The sequence below is a fragment of the Nostoc sp. DedQUE02 genome, from assembly GCF_034531035.1.
Classification (GTDB): Bacteria; Cyanobacteriota; Cyanobacteriia; order Cyanobacteriales; family Nostocaceae; genus Nostoc.
The window spans coordinates 60115-80117 of sequence record NZ_JAVRBY020000039.1; the positions used below are offsets into that span (position 1 = coordinate 60115).

Sequence of the window (20003 nt, forward strand, 5' to 3'; positions counted from 1 at the left end):
TGAGGAGATAAGCGGCAATAGGCAATAGGCAATAGGCAATAGGCAATAGGCAATAGGCAATAGCTAATAGGTAAAGAGAAAGATGACTTTTTGAGTTTTACCTAGTAAGGTGTCTAATCAATTTTGAGGAGGGTTGAGAAACGAACCGCATTTGCATAGCGTCTCGTGAGAAGAAGCCAAAATAAGGAAAATTAAGAATGAGTTTATCCATTATATTTAATAGAACAGAACGCTAACTTTTTAAAACCAAATATGATCCCTATACAAATTCAAAAGCTTCTTAATCCCAAATTACGAATTACGAACTTGTACTGAGTTTCGACACTTCGACTAAGCGGTAGTTGAGCGTAGTCGAAACTCAGTGCATCGCTTGGCGGTAATCGAGCGACTTGCACTGAGCGCAGTCGTTGTGAGTCGAGATTCAACTACCGCGAAGCCGAAGTAGCCTCTCCAAGAGTTGTATTACGAATTACGAATTATAAATTATGCTTCAGCGACTAACTTCACTAACTGCATTCAGTGTAATTTTCATTAATTGTCTTAGTACTTTGCCAGCGTTATCCCAAAAATCAGCGTCAATTCACTTTAACCCTCCTCCGCCACCGTCCGATCGCGGTCTACCAGGAAAGCGAGGGGAAGGAGCCTCACGGGGAGATTGTACTGCACTTGGTTTGCCTTTAACGGCTCTTGTGCCAAGCTATGAACAACGCTTAAACCAAGATGCAGGTGAAACCACAATTACTCAAGTGTGGGGCTTAACTAGTGTAGAACAACCCAGCTTTTGGTTCTATGTTCCCTATAACCAATCTTCCATTCAGGCGATCGAATTTGTTTTGCAAACCGAGCAAAATAAAACAATCTATCGCGCAAATGTTTCAGCACCCCCAGTACCTGGAATTGTTCGAGTACAACTACAAAACACTACAGCTTTCTTAGAAAACAACAAGCTATATCACTGGTTCTTCAAAGTAAGAGTTGCGTGTAACCCTAAGCAACCAGTAACATTGGATTATGTAGAAGGCTGGGTGCAACGTGTGAATTTGGATGTGGCATTACGCGATCAATTTAAACAATTGTCACCACAGCAACAAGCCGCAATCTACGCAAAAAACGGCATTTGGTACGATGCTTTGACAACGCTAGCAGAACTCCTCCTTACAGGTTCCCAGGATTCAGGGCTAGCTGAAGACTGGAAAAATCTACTAAAAGTAATTCAACTGGAAAAAATGGCTACAAAACCCCTTATCTAACGTGAATTTGACCTCACTTTTTACGGAATGTGGAAATAGTCTACTGATTATGAAAAGCACAAACTTCATTTTGCGAGAGGGAACAGTTGAAGATGCTCATGACTGCGCTTCAATCTGTTACCAAGCCTTTAAGATACTCAATGACCAACATCATTTTCCCGTAGACTGGGCTTCAGTCGAAGTTACAATTGAATGGTTTTCATCTCTACTTAAGCGTCAAAATATTTACTCGGTTGTAGCTGAACTAGATGGACATATTGTCGGCAGCAATTTCCTCTGGAATAATGGAGCAATTGCTGGAATTGGGCCACTCTCAGTTAGCCCCATGACACAAGGGCGTTCAATCGGTAAGCATCTCATGCAATACATCTTAGATTACGCACGGCAGCAAGAGTTTGCAGGTGTTAGGTTAGTACAGGCTGCCTATAATAGTAGTTCATTATCCTTATATACTAAGCTCGGATTTCATGTACGCGAACCGCTTGCAGTCCTAAAAGGTGCGACACTTCAACTTCAAGTTCTAGGGTATGTGGTTCGTACAGCAACCTCAGCAGATATCGATATCTGCGACAAACTTTGTTTTCAAGTTCATGGTCATGTTCGTCACCTCGAATTACTTGATGCGATTGAGCAACAAACGCTTACAGTAGTTGAACATAACGGTCAGATTACAGGATACACAACTGTACTTGGCTTTGATGGACACACCGTTGCACACAGTAATCAAGACCTCAAGGCACTACTGAGCGCTGCAACAGCAATTTCAGAATCAGGATTTCTCTTGCCAACGCGCAATACAGACTTATTGCGTTGGTGCTTAGAGAAAGGATTGCACGTAGTTCGACCAATGACATTGATGACTATGGGACTCTACAACGAGCCAGCAGGCGCATTTCTGCCTTCAATATTCTATTAAATTGCCTATTATGGTATGCATTTTTGGAATATTTCACGCCGGAAGTGAATTGCCAGACCTAGCCAATTGCATCTAATCTGTGGTTAATGTCATTTTTTCAACTGAGTTAAATCTAAATGATTAATTTGAGTATCAACACAAATCTTAACTTTGTAATCGCTACGGAATAATCTAAATATTACCGATTCTTAAAAATTAGCTTTTATGCTGATATTGTTTATTAACCAAGGTGAGACGTGAGTTTAAAAAAATTTTTTCTTGTGGCTTTGGGACTGCTTGTAGCAATATTAATGGGTATTTTTACAAATCCAAAAGTAATTGCTCAATCTGCCACTGATTTGGCTTTAGCCTTATATCATGCGCCTATTCACTATCAAGACACAGACAGTACTAAGTATAGTGCAGACTACATCACGCGATTTGATTATGATAGCGATTGGCGAGGAACAAATAACTGGGATAACCTTTTTCAATTCCCTCTCTCCTCTCATGGTTACTATTCTGTAGCTGAAACTTGTACTCATTGGTTCATTACATATTCCTTTTACCATCCTCAAGACTGGACTGATATTCCTTTTGATCAAGAACACGAAAATGATTTAGAAGGTTTACTTACAATTGTCCGTAAGGACGGTTCAGCTTTTGGTAAATTAGAAGGCGTTGTCACTGTATTCCATAACAATTTCTACTCTTACACTCCAACTGGTAGTCCTTTACGCAGTGGTGCAGAAAGTATTGATGGCACACTAACGATGAATAGTTACAGTGGTTCACCGCACCCATTGACAACTCAAGAAGCTAAAGGTCATGGCTTAAAAGCCTGGCCTAATGCTGGAAATTTTAAAGGCTCTAGCAGTGAAGATGGGATTATTTACTATCCTTCTGGAACTACAGCAGAACTTCCTGCTTCGGGGAATGACCGCGATGTGCAATATAAATTGCTTGATGTATTTGCCCCTAATGGAGTGTGGCAACATCAATTAGATGAAGCCTCCTTTTCAAGTTCTTCTGGGTTGACTTTTGCTAGTTGGGGAACTTTCAAGGGAGACTCTAGTGGTGGGTGTGGCTCTGGTACACCAACTTGCAGTACAAATTCTGCCAATGCACCTTGGGGTTGGGATGATTCAAATGATGGTGCAGTATACAAGGGTGAAATGGCTTTAGACCCCGCTCACCTAACTGATGTCTATTTTGATGGGCTTGGAACTTTTGATACCACATACATTCGCAACCAATTTATTCAAGGATTGAAAGACAGAGGATATAATTCTGCAAATCTTCCTCAAGGTTGGCCCAGTCAGCTCAATCTTAATTCTCTGATTGGCAAACTCAAAAACCAATGCTCATAACCATAAATAAATTTTATGACTAACGAGATTACGGAAAAACTCAAACAAGCCTCCGATGGTTTGTTAATGATAAGTGAATCAGAGTATCCTTTTGAAGTTTTTTTGTGGTCTAATCAAGCGCAAGAACCTTTGACCGCTCAAAAACTCCTTCAGTTAACAGGACATTCTCTAGAAACATCAATTGAAGAAGTAGAACTAGATTATATATTTCGTAACTGTGCTGAGGAAAAAGAATGGCACGATGAAATACAAAAACAAAATGTGCCAAAGTTTAAATCACTTGTCAAAATACTAAAAGATCACCTCACTGATATCAAGGTTTATCGTATAGGTACGACAAACCTCGATATCTATATTATTGGTAAAACTCCATCTGCGGATTTAGCCGGAATTTCGACAAAAGTTGTAGAAACCTAACTCAGTAATCATCAGCCTGTCTGTATTTATAGACAGGTTTTAAGTTTTTAGTGAGCTAACTATTCTTACAAGTTGTCAACTCTGGACTCAATTACACTTTGAACAGACGAAGAAACATTAGAAAGCAAATTGTAACCAGTGTTTGTCTCAATGGAATCAACACTAACTCTGTAGTTTGTCCAGTTATTATTTCTAATTCCCTGCGAATTAGGCATATTCACAGCAATTACTCTTGTGTTAGTAGTGACGCTGCTAGCATCAGAATTTGATGAATTTAATACTACAATAACTTTCCATGTTCTGGTCGGAACTGTAACGTTACCATTAGCAATTGTGTTTTTTGTTCCATTAGAACCTGTTCCACCAGTGCCGTAAGAACCAGAAATAATATAGAGTTCTTTTCCCTGGTTTACTAAGTCTCTAGAATAGTTTTCTAGTGCAGCCCAAGGCCCCTGATTATTATCAGGTGACTGAGGAATTATATTTGTCATTAAAAAAGTAGCAGAGTTATTGGTAATTGTGTTTGTCCTATCTGCTGAAGCAGTCATGTGTCCCCTATCAAAACCGCTACCAGTGTAATCGGAAGAACTGACTCGATAGCAGCTTGAAGGTAATGTAGTATCTGCACGAAAATCATCTTGGCGAGGTGCGCTTCCTAGCCATGATGTGTTTAGCTGCCAACTTACCCAATTTGGTGTCCCTCTATAGCAATTGTAAGAAACTGCGTATTGAGATTTGCTCAACAAAAGATTACTGTAACTACTGCCAGCATTACTAGGATTGCCCATTCTTAGATGAACACTTGAGGTTTGGGCAGTTAGTGGCTTTTGTAGATAATTAAGCAGAGTGAAAAATATTGCTGCTGGTACAGCAATAGGTAGAATAGCTCTGAAAAACTGAGACTTCTTCATTTGTTACTATTTATTTAAACAAACTACAATTGTTTCTGTTAAAGTTACAGAAATTCAGTAAAACTTAGCGATCGCAATATAGCTTTTCTTGTATAAGCAGAGGTTAAAAAGCTGTAAATATTACATTAACATCTAGTAATTATTGAGGTGATTATCTGAAATTTAGCTGCTAAAGAATAGTATTAAGTAGGTCGTCGTGAATATTTATCGTTAGGGCAAGGCAGGATAGCGTAGCGTTAGCGAGTCCGCGAGCGTCGGCAGAAGGCAGAAGGAAAGAGAATTTGAGCTTCGTTTATCTTTATTAAGATAGTTATGTTTTTTCTCACAAACTTACTTATGTCAAAATAATAATTTTCTTCCCTTTTCTGCTTTCAATGGTGTCGTCAATTCCTATAATGATTGACAATTATGGTACAAAAATGCTGCTCAGAATCATTAACAAAATGCGACTATAGGACTCATATTTGATTTTTGAAAAAAATTCGGTATACCTATTGTTTTAATTGAAAAGCAAGGTCAAGATCATCTAAAGAATTAACATCTAACCAGTTACCGCGAATATAAAGCACCTTGATCGGTTTGCCTTGCTCGATTAAATAATTGCATAATTCTGGCAAACCTAGACTGTTGAATTCTGGCCGTTTTTGTAATTCATTGAGTGCTTCACTTAGCCACTGTCTACCTTGACTCCGCAAGCGCAACATTCCAATCCAGCGTCCGCTAGAATTTCCTAATTGCGTTTGTGTGGTTTTAGAAATGTTCAACAGGTTAACATCCTGTCCAAACAGAGAAAGATCGTCTGGAACTGAGCAATAGGCGTAATCAGGTGAACCACTAACAGACTTGTTGTTAGCCACAGAATCAACCACAGCCACAATTTCTCCGGGACATTCTAATAAATCTCGCAGGATGTAGCTTCTAAATAGTAAATCGCCGTAAAGCACCAGCATTTCTTCGCCAAAGCTAGCTTTAGCTACGGCTAAGGATGCTAATTCTCCCGTTGTTTCATAATCTGGGTTACGGATGACTTTCGTCCCCACAACATCTATAGTTTCTGCTTTATAACCGGCGACAACGGTAATATCATTGATGGCAAGTTTTTTGAATTTATCCACCAACAACCTGAGTAGAGGTTTACCTCCAAGGGGTAACATGACTTTTGGTTTATCTTGCGTCAACCCTGCTAATTCTTTTCCTCTGCTAGCAGCCAAAACGATCGCTTGGGTATTTTGTCGTCCGTTGTTAAAATAGCGTTTTTCAGCTTCTTGGAGTTCATCTGCCCCTTGTAGCCGGAAAATTTCTTTTACGGGAGCAATATCATCTTCAATGTTGATTAAAGTTTCGCTGGCTTTCACTTCGCGGGCGATCGCTTGCATACTAGCAACAGCAGCTCGAATCAGATGGTTTGCCCAGATGACCAAATTAACTTCAGCTTTGCGAAAAACATCGGTAGGCGTGCTGTAATATTTGGTTGGTATAATCACTAATGGGGAACGACCCGCCCATTCTTTAGCAAAGGCTAGCACTTGGTCAGGACGCGATGATTTACTGTGAATCAAGATCGCGGTTGCTCCGGCGGCGTGGTAAGCTTCAGCTCGGCGCATTGCCTCAGAAAGATCCCAGCCGGCAATCAAAGCTTCGAGTCTGGCGACGATGCAAAAATCTGGGTCTGTCTGACTATCCTTACCTGCCTTAATTTTGCCGCAAAATTCATCAATATCAGCTAAAGCTTGGCGACTACCGTTGATAAAGCTGTTGGTTTTGGGAAAAAGCTTATCTTCAATACAGACTCCAGCAATACCTCGCTGTTCTAACTTTTTGACCAGGCGGCGCATATTATTAAAGTTGCCATAACCAGTATCCCCGTCTAATAAAATCGGGATGCTGGTGACATCAGACATAAACTCCAGCATTTCTACAACTTGAGTCCAACTGGCTTCGTTATTATCTCGAACGCCATATTGAGCCGAAAGGGCTAATCCACTCGCCCAAATTCCTTTAAATCCGGCCTCTTCGACAATCCGGGCGCTAATCCCATTATGAGCTTCCATAATGAAGTCGAGTTGAGGCGATTCTAATAATAACCGTAATTGGGCACACTTATTTAATTTTGCAGCAGTGTCAATGGGTGCAAATATTTGATGCATCTATTTTGCTTTTCTCAACCTATAGTAATAATGAAAGAAGAATTCAGAAGCCAGAATTCAGAATCCTGAATCAATTAGTGGAAAATTCAAAATCGTCACTATGTTTTTAACCACTACATCGGATATTTAATGGGGATTTTGAACTCCTTGATTCACCCGCTAGTAGCAAATAATTCATACTGAATTCTGACTATTGAATTCTTTTTAAAGATATTTTCAGACATTTTCTGCTACTTCTATTTGAGGTAAAATCTCGTTTTGGGCGCGTTGAATATCCTGGGGAAAATCAATTTCGACCCAAGGTAATCCAGTGATGTCTTCGTAGCTAAATACTTCTGGAGTTTCTAATAATAAATCCCGAATTACTTCTTCATAAGGTTCATTATTCTGTCCGTCTGCAACATACTTTTCTGTACGAGTTGCAAGACGTTGAGCAACAGCACTTCCAAAACGAAAGAATCCCACTGACTCGCCAATCAAATCATAATTTAAACCAAGAGCTACTTGTTTGCGAAACTCCACTAGATAATTATCTCTCACACAAAGTTTCACGGGTTCATCTCCCGGTTCAAAATCCCGATCCAGCAAAAAGCTGTTGGGGATATTTGTCTTCACTAGTCGTTCGATGATGCGGCGATCGCACAACACGTCAGCATCCATTAATAATATGTCATCGCCAGCAGCTAAATGCTGACCTACAGTCCAAAGGCTGATTACACTGCCTTTAGTATAATCAGGATTATAAACTGTACTGACCCAATTTTCGGCTCCTAATGTTTTGATTTCATCCTGAATTCTTTGTGCTTGATAACCTACAGCAATCACTATTTCGTCAATCTGATAATGACGGAGATTGTTAAAATGGCGCTCTAATAAAGATTTGCCGTTAAATTTCAGTAAGCATTTGGGTTGGATTTGCCCATCTTTACCTAAGCGTCGTCCAACCCCAGCAGCTAATATAATTGCCTTCATCGTCAAGTCACCAACAGTAGCTCAGATACCGATAAATCTGGAAATTTCCCCAGTATTTTATAATGACTGTTTTTTGCTCAAGACAATATTTGTTAATTAATTCTTAACATGGAAGAAAAGCTTAACATCTAAGAGGATGTCTGAGAAGTATCAAATATTTATCGATCCCCCCTAACCCCCCTTAAAAAAGGGGGGAATAAGAGTCTTAAAGTCCCCCTTTTTAAGGGGGATTTAGGGGGATCTTCAAGAGTGAAATGTATATAAAATAACTTTTTAGACATCCTCTAAGCGTACTTATTTGCGTAGGAGGCGAGGGGTAGGGGGCAGGGGGCAATAGTCAAGAAGCCTGTTTGAGTTGTACTGAATTTTTTCAGAAATCAAATATGATTCCTATACCTCAATACAGTTCAGTTAAGCTTTTTTCTCTCCCCCTGCTCCCGAAGCCTCCCCTGCCTCCCCTGCTTGCCCACCTCACTCTCATCGCATTGCTCACGTTAAACTATGTCCCTAAATGAAGCTACTTCAAGATGCTAGGACTGGCGATAGCAGGCAAATTCCATTGAAAAAGTAGCCATACCAGAAGTAAGCGATCGCAATTCTGTAGAATACCCAAACATTCGCGCTAGCGGTACTTCTGCTCGAATCACCGTATATCCCTGCATTGTCTCGGAACCCAACAACAAACCTCGACGGGAGGATAAGTCACCTTGAACCCTTCCCATAAACTCGTTGGGTGTTTCCACTTCTACAAGCATGATGGGTTCGAGGATGTAGGGTTTGGCTTTGGCGATCGCACCTTCAATTGCTTGATGAGATGCTGACCGGAAAGCCAATTCTGAAGAGTCAATTGGGTGATAGGAACCACCATCCAAAACGACTTTCACCCCAGTTACCGGATAGCCTTCTAGCTTTCCTGATTCCATCGCCTCACGGAAACCTTTCTCACACGCCGGGATGTATTCTTTGGGAATCGCACCCCCAACCACCCGATTCTCAAAGACAAACGGTTCATCTGTGGGTTCAATCCACCCAGTAATATGGGCGTACTGACCGGGGCCGCCTGACTGCTTCTTGAATCGGTAGTCAAAAGTAGCTTGTTGCCTAATGGTTTCGCGGTAGGCGACGGCGGGAGTACCGACGTAAACCTCGGTATTATATTCCCGTTGGATGCGTTCGAGGTAGATTTCCAAGTGGAGTTCGCCCATCCCAGAAATCAGAGTTGATCCTGATTCGGGGTCAATACTCAACCGGAAAGTGGGATCTTCCCTTTGAAAGCGATTGAGTGCTTTAGAAAGGCGATCGCTATCTTCCTGTTTCTTGGGCGTAATCGCCAGCGTAATCACTGGTTCTGGCACAAACATCTTCTCTAAAGATACCAGTGGTTCTCCAGAACAGAATGTATCACCAGAAGCACAATCCACACCCAACAGAGCCACAATATCCCCAGCAACGGCAACTTTTACCTCTTCTCGCTTATTGGCGTGCATTCTCACCAAGCGACCGATTTGCACTCGCTGTTCAGTCCGCGAGTTGTAGACGGTATCGCCGGGTTTGAGCGTCCCAGAGTAAATCCGGGTATAGGTCAATTGCCCAAAGGATTCAACGGTGAGTTTAAATGCCAATGCCACCAAAGAAGCATCGGGGTTGGGGGAGACACTCACCGACTCTGCGGTTTTGACCACTTCTCTATCCACGGGAGATGGTAGATAGAGCGCAACTGCATCCAATAAATTTTGCACTCCTTTATTTTTGAATGCCGAACCCAGCAGTACAGGTGTGAATTCTAGGCTCAAGGTTGCCTGTCGAATGGTTTGCCAAATTAATTCTTTGGGAATCTCCTCACCCGCCAGTAGCATCTCGGTCATCGGTTCTGAGAACAGCGACAAAGTATCTAGCAACTTCTCCCGTGCCTGTTGTGCCTCATCCCTAAAAGCATCGGGAATTGACTTTTTCACATGGTTTTCGCCGTTTTCACCTTCAAAGTAGTCAGCAGTCATTTCTACCAGGTCAATTACTCCCTGGAATTGGTCTTCACTGCCGATCGGGTACTGGAGTAATACTGCATTTAGTTGCAAGCGATCGCGTATTCCCTGTACTACACGAAATGGATCTGCCCCCGTCCGATCCATTTTGTTGATGAACGCCAAACGCGGCACACGGTAGCGCTTCATTTGCCGATCCACCGTAATGGACTGGGATTGTACACCCGCCACAGCACACAGCACCATCACTGCCCCATCTAATACCCGCAGGGCGCGTTCAACTTCTATTGTGAAATCTACGTGTCCCGGTGTATCAATCAGGTTAATTTGGGTGTCGTGCCACTGGCAGGTGGTAGCAGCAGAAGTAATGGTTATACCATGCAGCTTTTCTTCTGGCATAAAATCCATCGTTGCACCCTTACCGCCTCCCCGCACTTCCTCAATAGCGTGGATTCTGCCCGTGTAGAAGAGAATTCGCTCTGACAGCGTAGTTTTACCAGAGTCGATGTGGGCAGAGATACCAATATTTCGGATGCGTGTTCGGGGAATCATAAAATTTCCTTTTGTTCAAGCGACAAACAGTCACCAACTGAGTGGTGGTATATTTTGTATTATATATGTAGTACAAATAAAAGACAAGGCTGATAATACAGAAAAACTTCAAAAACATGGTGTACCTTCATACTCAACTATTAGGCGTGTAGTGATGGGAGTAGATTTTGATAAACTTGTCGCTATATTCAATCACTGGGCATACCAATACGTTGATTTAGAGCCATCTGATTGGTGTGGAATAGATGGAAAAAGCATTAAAGGAACAGTAATCGACCATGAGAAAGCATATCAAAACTTTGTCAGCATAGTTTCAGTGTTTGCAAGTAAAAGAGGACTAGTTTTAGGCATGGAAAAATTTGAAAAAAAACAGGAAAGCGAAATTGTAATTCTGCAAAATTTAATTACAGCTTTGGATCTCAAAGATGCTGTATTCAGCTTTGATTCTTTACATTGCCAAAAAAAACTTGCAAGTTTTTTATAGACAGTGGTAACGATTACGTAATTGCTGTTAAAGCAAATCAGCCAAAACTTCATCGTCATATCCAAAGCGTTGCTGCTAGAACAAAGCCAACAAGTCGTTATATCGCCACTGAAAAAACAAGGGATAGACTGACAAAGCGAACTGTAGAAGTTTTTCATGATTTGAATGGAATAGACCCAAAATGGATTGGGATTAAGTCTTTAATTCAGGTTGAAAGAGTTGGAACAAGAGGGGGTAAACAATATCATGATCTTGCTTGCTACATCAGTAGTCTCATTTGCACAGCCCAAGAATTTGCTCAGGGTATTCGCGGTCATTGGGGTATAGAAAATCAACTTCATTGGGTTAAGGATGTAGTTTTGAATGAAGATCGTTCTACTATACATCTGGGTAATGCCCCGGCTAATCTCTCTGTTTTACGAGCGATCCCTTCGGCAAAGCTTCGCTAACGCAATTAATATACTCCGTCGAAATGGTCATATTTCCATCACAACTGCCCATAGATTTCTCTCTAATGATATTGACAAACTCTTTGCCCTTATGGAATGAAACAGCCCTGCGATAAATTGGGGGGTTGGGGGGATCAAAAGCTTATGGAGTAACTCTTAAAGACTTGTGTGTACACCGTAGGTTCTTCGGGAGGGGAGACAAAGCATAGCTTTGGCGGGGTGGGGTTCTTCGGGTTTAATAAGCAATCAAGCGGATATGATATCAATCAAGTTTCTGGCTCGTAAATTAAGTTTGCGACTCGTAAATTAAGTTTGCGACTCGTAAATCAAGTTTCTGGCTCGTAAATTAAGTTTGCGACTCGTAAATTAAGTTTCTGGCTCGTAAATCAAGTTTGCGACTCGTAAATCAAGTTTTATTCTAAAATTTCAGCAAATATATCCGTATTTGTCCAGTTTACTAATTCTAATACTTTCAAAGAAAATTCTGTAGCTTTACTGTGGCTAGTGTGTCTGCTTCTTGCGTATTTTAATGATATATAGAGAACCCAGTGTAAAACCTGATTACTATTCTTTATCTTGAAATCCAAAGAGGAAAACTTTATGACGCAACGTAAACGGAACTCCGTCGCACTCACCAAAGCTGAACGACGAATTGAAGGAATGCAGACTATCAACCCTCAGTTAGACTTTGGCAATGAGTTATCAATCGCTACATACAACACTAAAGTTCTGGAATTACGAGAAAAGCTAGCCGCCTATAATCAAGCACGAACGATGGTGGATAAGACACAGAATGCATTAGTAAATGCAGAACGTGATTTGAATGATTATTCTGAGCAAATGCTGCTAAGTGTTGCATCTCACTATGGCAAAAATAGTGATGAGTATGAGATGGCTGGTGGAACGCGCAAATCAAACCGAAAAAAAGCACGCTCGACGGTAAACCAAACAGTGAAGTCTGTAGGGTAATTTTTTAAATAAGTCCCCAAGTGCGATCGCACTTATATTACTTAACAAAATTTTGAGTAATAGGGCACATTCTAGCTTGTCGCTGCAAAGATCGCCCATACGCGTCAAAAAACATCCAAAATAGATAAATCCCCTTGCAATTTTTATGCGTCAGGATTTTGGTGTGCCAGCAAGAGATATTTATGTGCAATGGATACCCGATTAAAATATCAAGACATTATCAAGACCGTACTTCAAAATCATGCCAATTATCGAACTGGCCTACCCGATGGTTATGCTTCTCAAGTTTTATTTGATGATGAGCGGGGACAATACTTAGTTTTAGATATAGGTTGGAGTGGCGACAAATATCTCCATGCCACACCCATCCATTTAAGTTTAATTGATGAAAAAATTTGGATTCAATGGGATGACACAGAAGAAGGTGTAGCAACTGATTTGCTCGAAGCTGGAGTTCCTAAAAAAGATATAGTTCTTGGTTTTCGTCATCCTAAAGTACGGCAACATACAGGTTTTGCTGTGACGTGATGGGGAAGGGGAAGGAGGGAAGGCAAAAGTCAAAATTTAAAAGAATATATTCAGGTATCAGCTAATGGTTTTAGTGGCGGCTTATCATTAGGTACACTTGAGACAAGTCGGTTTACCATTGGAACATCTGCAACCACTAGCGAAAAGCAATTTATTTACAACAGCGCTACAGGTGGATTATTCTTTGACCTTGATGGTAGTGCATCTGCGTTTACTCAGGTAAAATTTGCACAACTATCTACTGGATTGTCACTAAGCAACAGCAATTTTTTGGTTGTTTAATCAAAGTACGAGCAGGTTGTGATTTAAATAGTGCAGCTTGGTGATCACTATAAACTGGATGTTACTGAGAATAAGCAAAACATCACCTACCCTTCTACGAGCGCCTCTGGCAAGCAGTAAAATTGAAGATGGTTTACACTGAAATCCTTGTTTGATGTTTAAATGAAATTGGAATTCCAATATGGACATAAATCCGCTTGACCTGGTTGAGGATGAAAAAGATGAGGTCGAAACGTCACTGAAGCGCGAAAAACGCAAAGGTCGTGTAAATAGTGCTGTTGCAATTACCGTTGCATTGATCGCAACTTTTATGGGTATCTGCAAAGTCAAAGACGATAATCTGGTTCAGGCAATGCAGCAAGCTCAAGCGAATAAAATTGACGATTGGGCATTATACCAAGCTCGTAATATTCGTGAGGAAATAGCCAAAGCGAATCTGACGCAACTCAAATTGCAATCTGTTTCTCAGTCTACTGCTGTAAGGGCTGAATATGAAAAACAGATTGCCGTTTATCAAGTAATTGTTGATAAAGAAGACCAGAAAAAGCAGGAACAGAAGTTAGTCGCCGAAAAAGATCAAATAACCTATGACCAACTTAATTACCATGATGACCAGTTTGATCTAGCTGATGCCTTCTTATCGCTTTCTGTCTCACTATTTGCTATCACATCTCTATCTCAGAAAAAATGGTTGTTCTATGCCGCCTTGCTACCAACTATATTTGGCTTGGTGATGGGGTTATCGGGATTATTAAACTGGCAACTACACCCCGATGCATTGACTAAATTACTATCAAAAAATATTTTAGAAAAACCAGTCGGGGAAAAAATTGTGAGTATTGGAATTGTGCTACCTGATTTTGTTTCCTCACCTAATAAATAACAATGATCCAATGGAAATCAGCAGTCGGGGTCAGACATCAAAATTATGAACAACTTAATTTTTTTCATCAAGAGACTAGTAGTGCGCCAATCCAAAAATCCGCTTTTTTAGGCAGGGGAAAAGGGCAGTGGTAAGGGGTAAGGGATTTAAAACCTTTTCCCCTTCTTCCCCTTTACCCTGCTTTTGTCACTAAAGCGAACTACTAGTTATTTTCAATAACGCTTTCAAAGTTTACATCTGTATCAGATTTTTCGTAAAATGCTATTAGTTAATAGCATTTATTCGAGAATGGGCAAAGCGAGATTTTAAATAGGAAGTTTAAGTGATGTCGGAACCATTAGAAAATATCATTGAGATATTTCAACAAGCAATGGTGCTTCAAGACGCAGGAAAGTTTAATGAAGCGGTGGCCTACTATAACAACTTGCTTGCAATCGATCCGTGCCATGTGGAAAGTTGGATCAACAAAGGATTGGCGCTTTGGAGACTGGAGTATCACGAAGCAGCTTTACAGTCTTACAATTCGGCACTGGAGTTTGAACCAAGAAACGCGATTGCATGGATGAATAAAGGGAATGCGTTGAGTAGCCTCGGTCAGCAAGAAGAAGCGCTTTTGTGTTATGACCGAGCGCTGGAAATAGACCCACTGATGTCTAGAGCTTGGTACAACAAAGGCGATGAACTGGGTCGAAGGAGTCGGGTGATCGAAGCCAAAGCGTGTTTTGAGAATGCTTATAATCTTGGTCTATCCCAGGCGCAGGAAATGATCGTAAGGTGTGAGCAAATTCTGATGAATGAATGGTATGGGTAATTGTTTTTTCAGCCGAAAGTCAGGACGACTGCATCTAAATTACTCAAGATCGCAACTAAAATTGAAAATCGAAGAAAAAATCAGCATTTACTGTTTGATTTACTTTCCAAGACTCAAAATGAGCCGTTTTTTAGTCCTCGTACTCCCTGCGCTCTTTATCTATTCGGTATTTTTCGATTTGGAAGTCCCTACAGTCCAGTGGTAATGTTTCAGGGCTACTGCTTTTCGGACATCAGATGGATTTTTCAAGAAGATCAGTGAGGAAGTATCCTGACCTCGCTCAGAAGCAATCTGGAACGAAATGTTTGTCCGTTCGCCAAATAATGTAACATAATAATACATTTGAGGAATGCCCAATGAAAACTCAAGCGCCAAGCCTTTATCGATTCGGGCTAGGTGATTTCGGGATTACAGTACTGAGTGACGGGACAGTACCACAGGATCTTTACACCCTCCTGACCAATACCAACCCAGGTAAGATCGATAGCCTCCTTCACCGGAATTTCCTTGCAAACCCTGTCGAGACCTCGATTAATGTATTTCTGATCGATACCGGAGACCACCGCGTGTTAGTAGATACAGGTGCAGGAGAATTATTTGGATCAAAGCTGGGTGGAAGGCTACAGGCATCGCTAAAGGCGGCAGGCTGTGCGCCCGATGAAATTGATATGGTTCTTCTGACTCATATTCACACCGATCACAGTGGTGGTTTGGTCGAAAATGGACAACTGATGTTTCCAAGAGCCACCGTCTATGTAGGTCAGCCCGATGTGGATTTTTGGCTTGATCGCGCGAATGCAGAAGTAGCACAGGCTAACCGTAGAAAGTCGTTTTATGGAGCAATCAAGACGGTTGAACCTTACCTCGCAGCAGGCAAGCTGAAACCATTTTCTGGCGAGACGGTGATTCTGCCGGGGATTACATCGCTTCCCACACCTGGACATACGCCGGGACACAGTTGCTACCACGTTGAAAGTCAGGGTGAGAGCGTGGAGTTCTGGGGTGACATGCTGCACGTTGCCTCGGTTCAATTGTTGCATCCTGCGATCGCAATCATTTATGATGTCGATCCTGATGCTGCTGCTTCGCAACGTGTCAAACAGTTAGCCAATGCGGAGAAAACGCGCTGCCTCGTCGCAGGTGCCCATTTGCCTTTCCCAGGATTGGGGCATATTCGTGCAGAAGATCAGGGGTATGCCTGGGTGCCGATGAACTACTCCTGGCGTGAACCTTAATCAGGATGCTTGCTCAAGTCATTTACTACGGTGACAATCGCCCAATAACCACCTTTGCCCCTGAGTTCGGGATTGGCTTTGGCTTTGAGCCTGTCAAGAAACAACGTTTTACAATTTGCTATCTAGAAAGCTTACTGAAGAAATGTTCCATGATTTTAAAAGTGGGGGCTATAATCTGGAAGATAATAATGTATCAAGTCAACGGTTAATTTCCCTAATTTGACGATAGCGGAATTAGATAAACGTAATTTGCTAGATGTATAAACGCTTCTAACCCTGATAAAGAGTAAGTTACATAGCGCATAGCCAATCGCACACCACAGACTTACACCCCGAAGCAAAGTTAACAGCCACCTGCCACTGTCCCAGATATGCGTTCCATATTGGCTCCCCATCAGCAACGCCGATTGCATCATCAAGCTGGGAAACCAGCTGTTGGTAGAACTGTCCAACACTGTTGAGTCCTTGGCGCAATTTCAGGCTTAACCCCTTCCAGGCAGGGACAACAGCACTTTCTGCCTCATTTAATGTTTGGGAAATATGAAGGGATTGGGTGTATATTAAACTTTTTTGAGTGATTACCATAACATGCAATTAATCAGGTGAGCTTTGCCAGTTTGTTCTTATATTACTTCTCCCCTTTTTTCGTACCCACTTGACAAATGTGCAATTCTCTCAACCTGTCACGGGTGGCCGAGATTTGAGTAATTCTCTGGAAGATGGTCTGGAAATCCTTGTCCTGTCTGGTTTTGATAATTTGTTACTTCCGATTCAAAAAAGCCGTTATTTACAACGTAAAATAAGCCTTTTCGGGACAGCTTGCAGGTTTTTGGTCATATCTCGGTTCAATAGCATAAATGTGCCCTAATGGATGCCCTTAGCAAAGGGTAGCTTATTCAGAACTTGCAAGAACTTTAGCGATGAAGGCACTTGCCGTTCAAACCGCCACAAATGGCGGCGCTCAACACAGCTTGACTAACATAAACTGTTAGAGAGAATTGAAAATGAAGAATGATTGAACTGAATGACTAACAGCCCCATGAACAACAACCCTGTCACCCCTGCTGCACAATGTCCCTTCCGGGGAACCCGCATTGGCGGCGCGCTCGGCTCCAAGCCGCAAGTCGATGATTGGTGGCCGAACCGACTTCAGGTCGAACTGCTTCACCAAAATTTGCCCCAAGCTAACCCACTGCGAGATTTCGATTACAAAGTAGCCTTCTCGCAGCTTGACTTTGAACAGTTGAAGAGCGATATCAAAGCGCTGCTGACCGATTCAAAGGACTGGTGGCCCGCCGACTATGGGAATTATGGACCTCAAATGATTCGTATGGCGTGGCACTCAGCAGGCACCTACCGGATCGCAGACGGTCGGGGTGGAGCGAGTCAGGGTATGCAACGCTTTGCACCAATCAATTCGTGGTGGGATAATGGAAACACAGATAAATCACGACGGCTGCTCTGGCCCATCAAGCAGAAATATGGTGCGGCACTAAGCTGGGCCGATCTGATGGTTCTGACTGGCAACTGCGCGCTCGAAATCATGGGGTTTAAGACTTTCGGTTTTGGTGGCGGTCGCATTGATGCCTGGGAGGCGGATCGCGCCACATACTGGGGGCCGGAGTTCTGGAACGGCGATCCGGTTGACGATGTTAAGGAACACCCTGGTCATCCTGATGAGATGGTCACTCGCACGATTCGGTGGGTTGGAAAACCGGACGAGCAATACTACGACCTTGAAAACCCGCTAGCGGCTTCGCACCAAGCGCTAATTTACGTCAATCCAGAGGGTCCAAACGCTGAGGGCGACCCCTATGGCTCGGCGCGAGACATTCGCGAGACGTTTGCGCGGATGGGCATGAATGACGAAGAAACTGTCGCGCTGATTGCAGGCGGTCATGCCTTTGGCAAAAGTCACGGCATGGTCTCGCCGGATAAGATCGGTCCAGCCCCGGAAGCTGCGCCGATTCAGGCGATGGGCTTGGGGTGGCAGAACCCTGAAGGCACTGGGTTTGCCGAATATACGATGACGAACGGGATCGAAGGATCGTGGACTCAAAATCCAACCCAGTGGGACAACAGCTACCTAACCAATCTTTTTAAGTACGATTGGGAACAGACAAAGAGTCCAGTAGGTGCCATTCAGTGGAAGCCGAGCAATCCTGATGCGCCAAAGACACCGGATGCCCATCAACCGGGCGTTGAGCACCCGTTAATGATGATGACTTCGGACATTGCCTTGAAGGTCGATCCGGTCTATCAGGAGATTTGTCAGCACTTCTTGAGTGACTTCGATTACTTCAGCGATGCGTTCGCGCGCGCCTGGTATAAGCTGATCCATCGAGACATGGGGCCAAAAACGCGCTATCTTGGTCCGGAAATCCCAGAGGAAGATTTGATCTGGCAAGATCCAATTCCGGCACTCGATCATGATGTCGTTGATGCAGCCGATATCAAGTCTCTCAAGGATCGGATTTTAGCGAGTGGACTCTCGGTTTCGGCGCTCGTGTCAGCCGCTTGGGCTGCGGCATCGATTCACCGCCATTCCGACAAGCGCGGCGGCGCAAATGGGGCACGCATTCGCCTCAATCCCCAGAAGGACTGGGAAATTAACCGCCCGCAGGAACTCGGCGAAGTGCTATCGACCCTTGAGCAAATTCAGGCGGAGTTTAACGGCGCTCAGTCGGGCAACAAAAAAATCTCGATCGCAGACCTAATCGTCCTCGGTGGTTGTGCTGCGGTCGAGAAGGCTGCACAAGAGGCTGGACTTTCCGTTGCCGTCCCGTTTACTCCGGGGCGGATGGATACGACTCAGGAACTGACAGATGTTGAAATGTTTAATTGGCTGAAGCCAGTTTCGGATGGTTTCAGAAATTATCACAATGAAGCGGTTGGCTATAAGGTGAAGCCAGAGCGTATCTTCCTCGATCGAGCGCAGCTCCTGACGCTGACCGCGCCCGAATGGACGGTTCTAGTTGGCGGACTTCGGGCGCTCGATCAGAACTGGGACTATTCAAAGCACGGTAGCTTCACTGACCGACCGGGTGTCTTGACCAATGACTTTTTCCGTGTTCTGACCAGTATGGACTACGAGTGGAAGCCTGTTGACAATCGTGAGATGCTTTTTGACATCTGCGATCGCGAAACCGGTGCAGCGAAATTCACCGCAACCCGCTGCGATCTCATCTTCGGCTCGAACGCCCAACTGCGTCAGATTGCTGAAGTCTATGGCGCTGATGACGGTCACGAGCGGATGGTCAAGGACTTCGTCGCAGCTTGGAACAAGGTGATGATGCTCGATCGCTTCGACGTTCCTGCTGAACAGACCCGCTAAAGTCTTGAGCGCTCAACACGCCCGAACTCCACGGGTGTATCGCTGCGCTTTGAAGAACTCACCGTGGATAAGAACGCTGCTTATCCACGGCAAGAGGAACCTTGCGCTTTGGATTAAAGCAATACGAACGAGATAATCTCGTTGTCACTTAAAAGTTTTTGCGACCTAACGCCATTGGTTGTCCAGACAGTAAATCACCTGTGGAATAGATGTTGCTAACAACGGAAGTTATTTGCAGATATAGGGAAAATCTGAATTGGCAGTGATAGGAAGTAGGCTGCTTAAAAAGAAGGGAATGTTTAGCTTTTCGGCAATGTCGTAGCCTGCGGTTGTGGTAATGGAAGAAATGATCGCATCTGTGTAGTGGCAGGCAGACCAAAAATCGTTGAGCATTGCGGTCATTGACGTTTCTGCGGCTTTGGCAAACTGACGAATTGAAGCGATCGGATTACCACCCCAATACTGCTCGGGTTTTGGATTTTTAACTCGGAGTTGGGTTTGGGGAAAAGGTTAAAGGGTAAAGGTTAAAGGT

16 protein-coding genes and 1 pseudogene are annotated in these 20003 nt (G+C 43.1%); 11 read left to right on the plus strand and 6 right to left on the minus strand.

Annotated features, from left to right (window positions below; translation table 11 throughout):
• The first annotated feature begins 485 nt into the window (after positions 1-485).
• From RMX98_RS24570 to RMX98_RS24585, 4 genes are all read left to right on the plus strand, one after another.
• Positions 486-1250: a DUF928 domain-containing protein gene (locus tag RMX98_RS24570; protein ID WP_322677813.1), complete on the plus strand. Its 765-nt coding sequence runs from the start codon at positions 486-488 to the stop codon at positions 1248-1250.
• A gap of 49 nt (positions 1251-1299) precedes the next feature.
• Positions 1300-2166, plus strand: a complete 867-nt coding sequence (locus RMX98_RS24575) for a GNAT family N-acetyltransferase (RefSeq protein ID WP_322677814.1) — start codon at positions 1300-1302, stop codon at positions 2164-2166.
• 290 nt (positions 2167-2456) lie between these two features.
• Positions 2457-3515, plus strand: a complete 1059-nt coding sequence (locus tag RMX98_RS24580; RefSeq protein ID WP_322677815.1) for a hypothetical protein — start codon at positions 2457-2459, stop codon at positions 3513-3515.
• A gap of 15 nt (positions 3516-3530) precedes the next feature.
• On the plus strand, positions 3531-3932 hold the full coding sequence (locus RMX98_RS24585) for a nuclease A inhibitor family protein (RefSeq protein ID WP_322677816.1): 402 nt from the start codon (positions 3531-3533) through the stop codon (positions 3930-3932).
• Positions 3933-3997: 65 nt separating this feature from the next.
• On the opposite strand, the gene RMX98_RS24590 is transcribed toward RMX98_RS24585, so the two are convergent.
• The 4 genes from RMX98_RS24590 to fusA form a co-directional block, all read right to left on the minus strand.
• Positions 3998-4843 (minus strand): DNA/RNA non-specific endonuclease, encoded by an 846-nt coding sequence (locus RMX98_RS24590; RefSeq protein WP_322677817.1) that lies wholly within the window; start codon positions 4841-4843, stop codon positions 3998-4000.
• Between the two features lie 491 nt (positions 4844-5334).
• Positions 5335-6990, minus strand: coding sequence for a phosphoenolpyruvate mutase (aepX, locus tag RMX98_RS24595; RefSeq protein WP_322677818.1), 1656 nt, complete (start codon positions 6988-6990; stop codon positions 5335-5337).
• Positions 6991-7206: 216 nt separating this feature from the next.
• Entirely contained in the window at positions 7207-7962 is a 756-nt protein-coding gene (locus RMX98_RS24600; RefSeq protein ID WP_322677819.1) for a phosphocholine cytidylyltransferase family protein, read from the minus strand.
• Between the two features lie 530 nt (positions 7963-8492).
• A complete protein-coding gene (gene fusA / locus RMX98_RS24605) occupies positions 8493-10496 on the minus strand; it encodes an elongation factor G (protein ID WP_322677820.1) in 2004 nt (667 codons plus the stop codon).
• A gap of 154 nt (positions 10497-10650) precedes the next feature.
• Here fusA and RMX98_RS24610 point away from each other — a divergent pair.
• The 6 genes and pseudogenes from RMX98_RS24610 to RMX98_RS24635 all read left to right on the plus strand — a co-directional run bounded on the left by RMX98_RS24610 (position 10651) and on the right by RMX98_RS24635 (position 16137).
• Positions 10651-11429: pseudogene (locus tag RMX98_RS24610) on the plus strand (ISAs1 family transposase).
• 600 nt (positions 11430-12029) lie between these two features.
• Positions 12030-12398, plus strand: a complete 369-nt coding sequence (locus RMX98_RS24615) for a hypothetical protein (protein WP_409881652.1) — start codon at positions 12030-12032, stop codon at positions 12396-12398.
• Positions 12399-12587: 189 nt separating this feature from the next.
• Complete coding sequence (locus RMX98_RS24620) at positions 12588-12926, plus strand: XisI protein (protein WP_409881653.1); 339 nt, start codon at positions 12588-12590, stop codon at positions 12924-12926.
• A gap of 463 nt (positions 12927-13389) precedes the next feature.
• A complete protein-coding gene (locus RMX98_RS24625; RefSeq protein ID WP_409881654.1) occupies positions 13390-14091 on the plus strand; it encodes a DUF4337 domain-containing protein in 702 nt (233 codons plus the stop codon).
• A 325-nt stretch (positions 14092-14416) separates the two neighbouring features.
• The gene (locus RMX98_RS24630; protein ID WP_409881655.1) at positions 14417-14902 is read left to right on the plus strand and encodes a tetratricopeptide repeat protein; all 486 of its coding nucleotides are present in this window, start codon (positions 14417-14419) and stop codon (positions 14900-14902) included.
• Between the two features lie 356 nt (positions 14903-15258).
• The gene (locus RMX98_RS24635) at positions 15259-16137 is read left to right on the plus strand and encodes an MBL fold metallo-hydrolase (protein ID WP_409881658.1); all 879 of its coding nucleotides are present in this window, start codon (positions 15259-15261) and stop codon (positions 16135-16137) included.
• Positions 16138-16428: 291 nt separating this feature from the next.
• On the opposite strand, the gene RMX98_RS24640 is transcribed toward RMX98_RS24635, so the two are convergent.
• Positions 16429-16722, minus strand: a complete 294-nt coding sequence (locus RMX98_RS24640) for a hypothetical protein (RefSeq protein ID WP_409881659.1) — start codon at positions 16720-16722, stop codon at positions 16429-16431.
• A gap of 454 nt (positions 16723-17176) precedes the next feature.
• Here RMX98_RS24640 and katG point away from each other — a divergent pair, with 454 nt between their 5' ends.
• Positions 17177-19471: a catalase/peroxidase HPI gene (katG, locus tag RMX98_RS24645; RefSeq protein WP_409881798.1), complete on the plus strand. Its 2295-nt coding sequence runs from the start codon at positions 17177-17179 to the stop codon at positions 19469-19471.
• A 228-nt stretch (positions 19472-19699) separates the two neighbouring features.
• On the opposite strand, the gene RMX98_RS24650 is transcribed toward katG, so the two are convergent.
• Complete coding sequence (locus RMX98_RS24650; RefSeq protein ID WP_409881662.1) at positions 19700-19873, minus strand: hypothetical protein; 174 nt, start codon at positions 19871-19873, stop codon at positions 19700-19702.
• Positions 19874-20003: the final 130 nt, after the last annotated feature.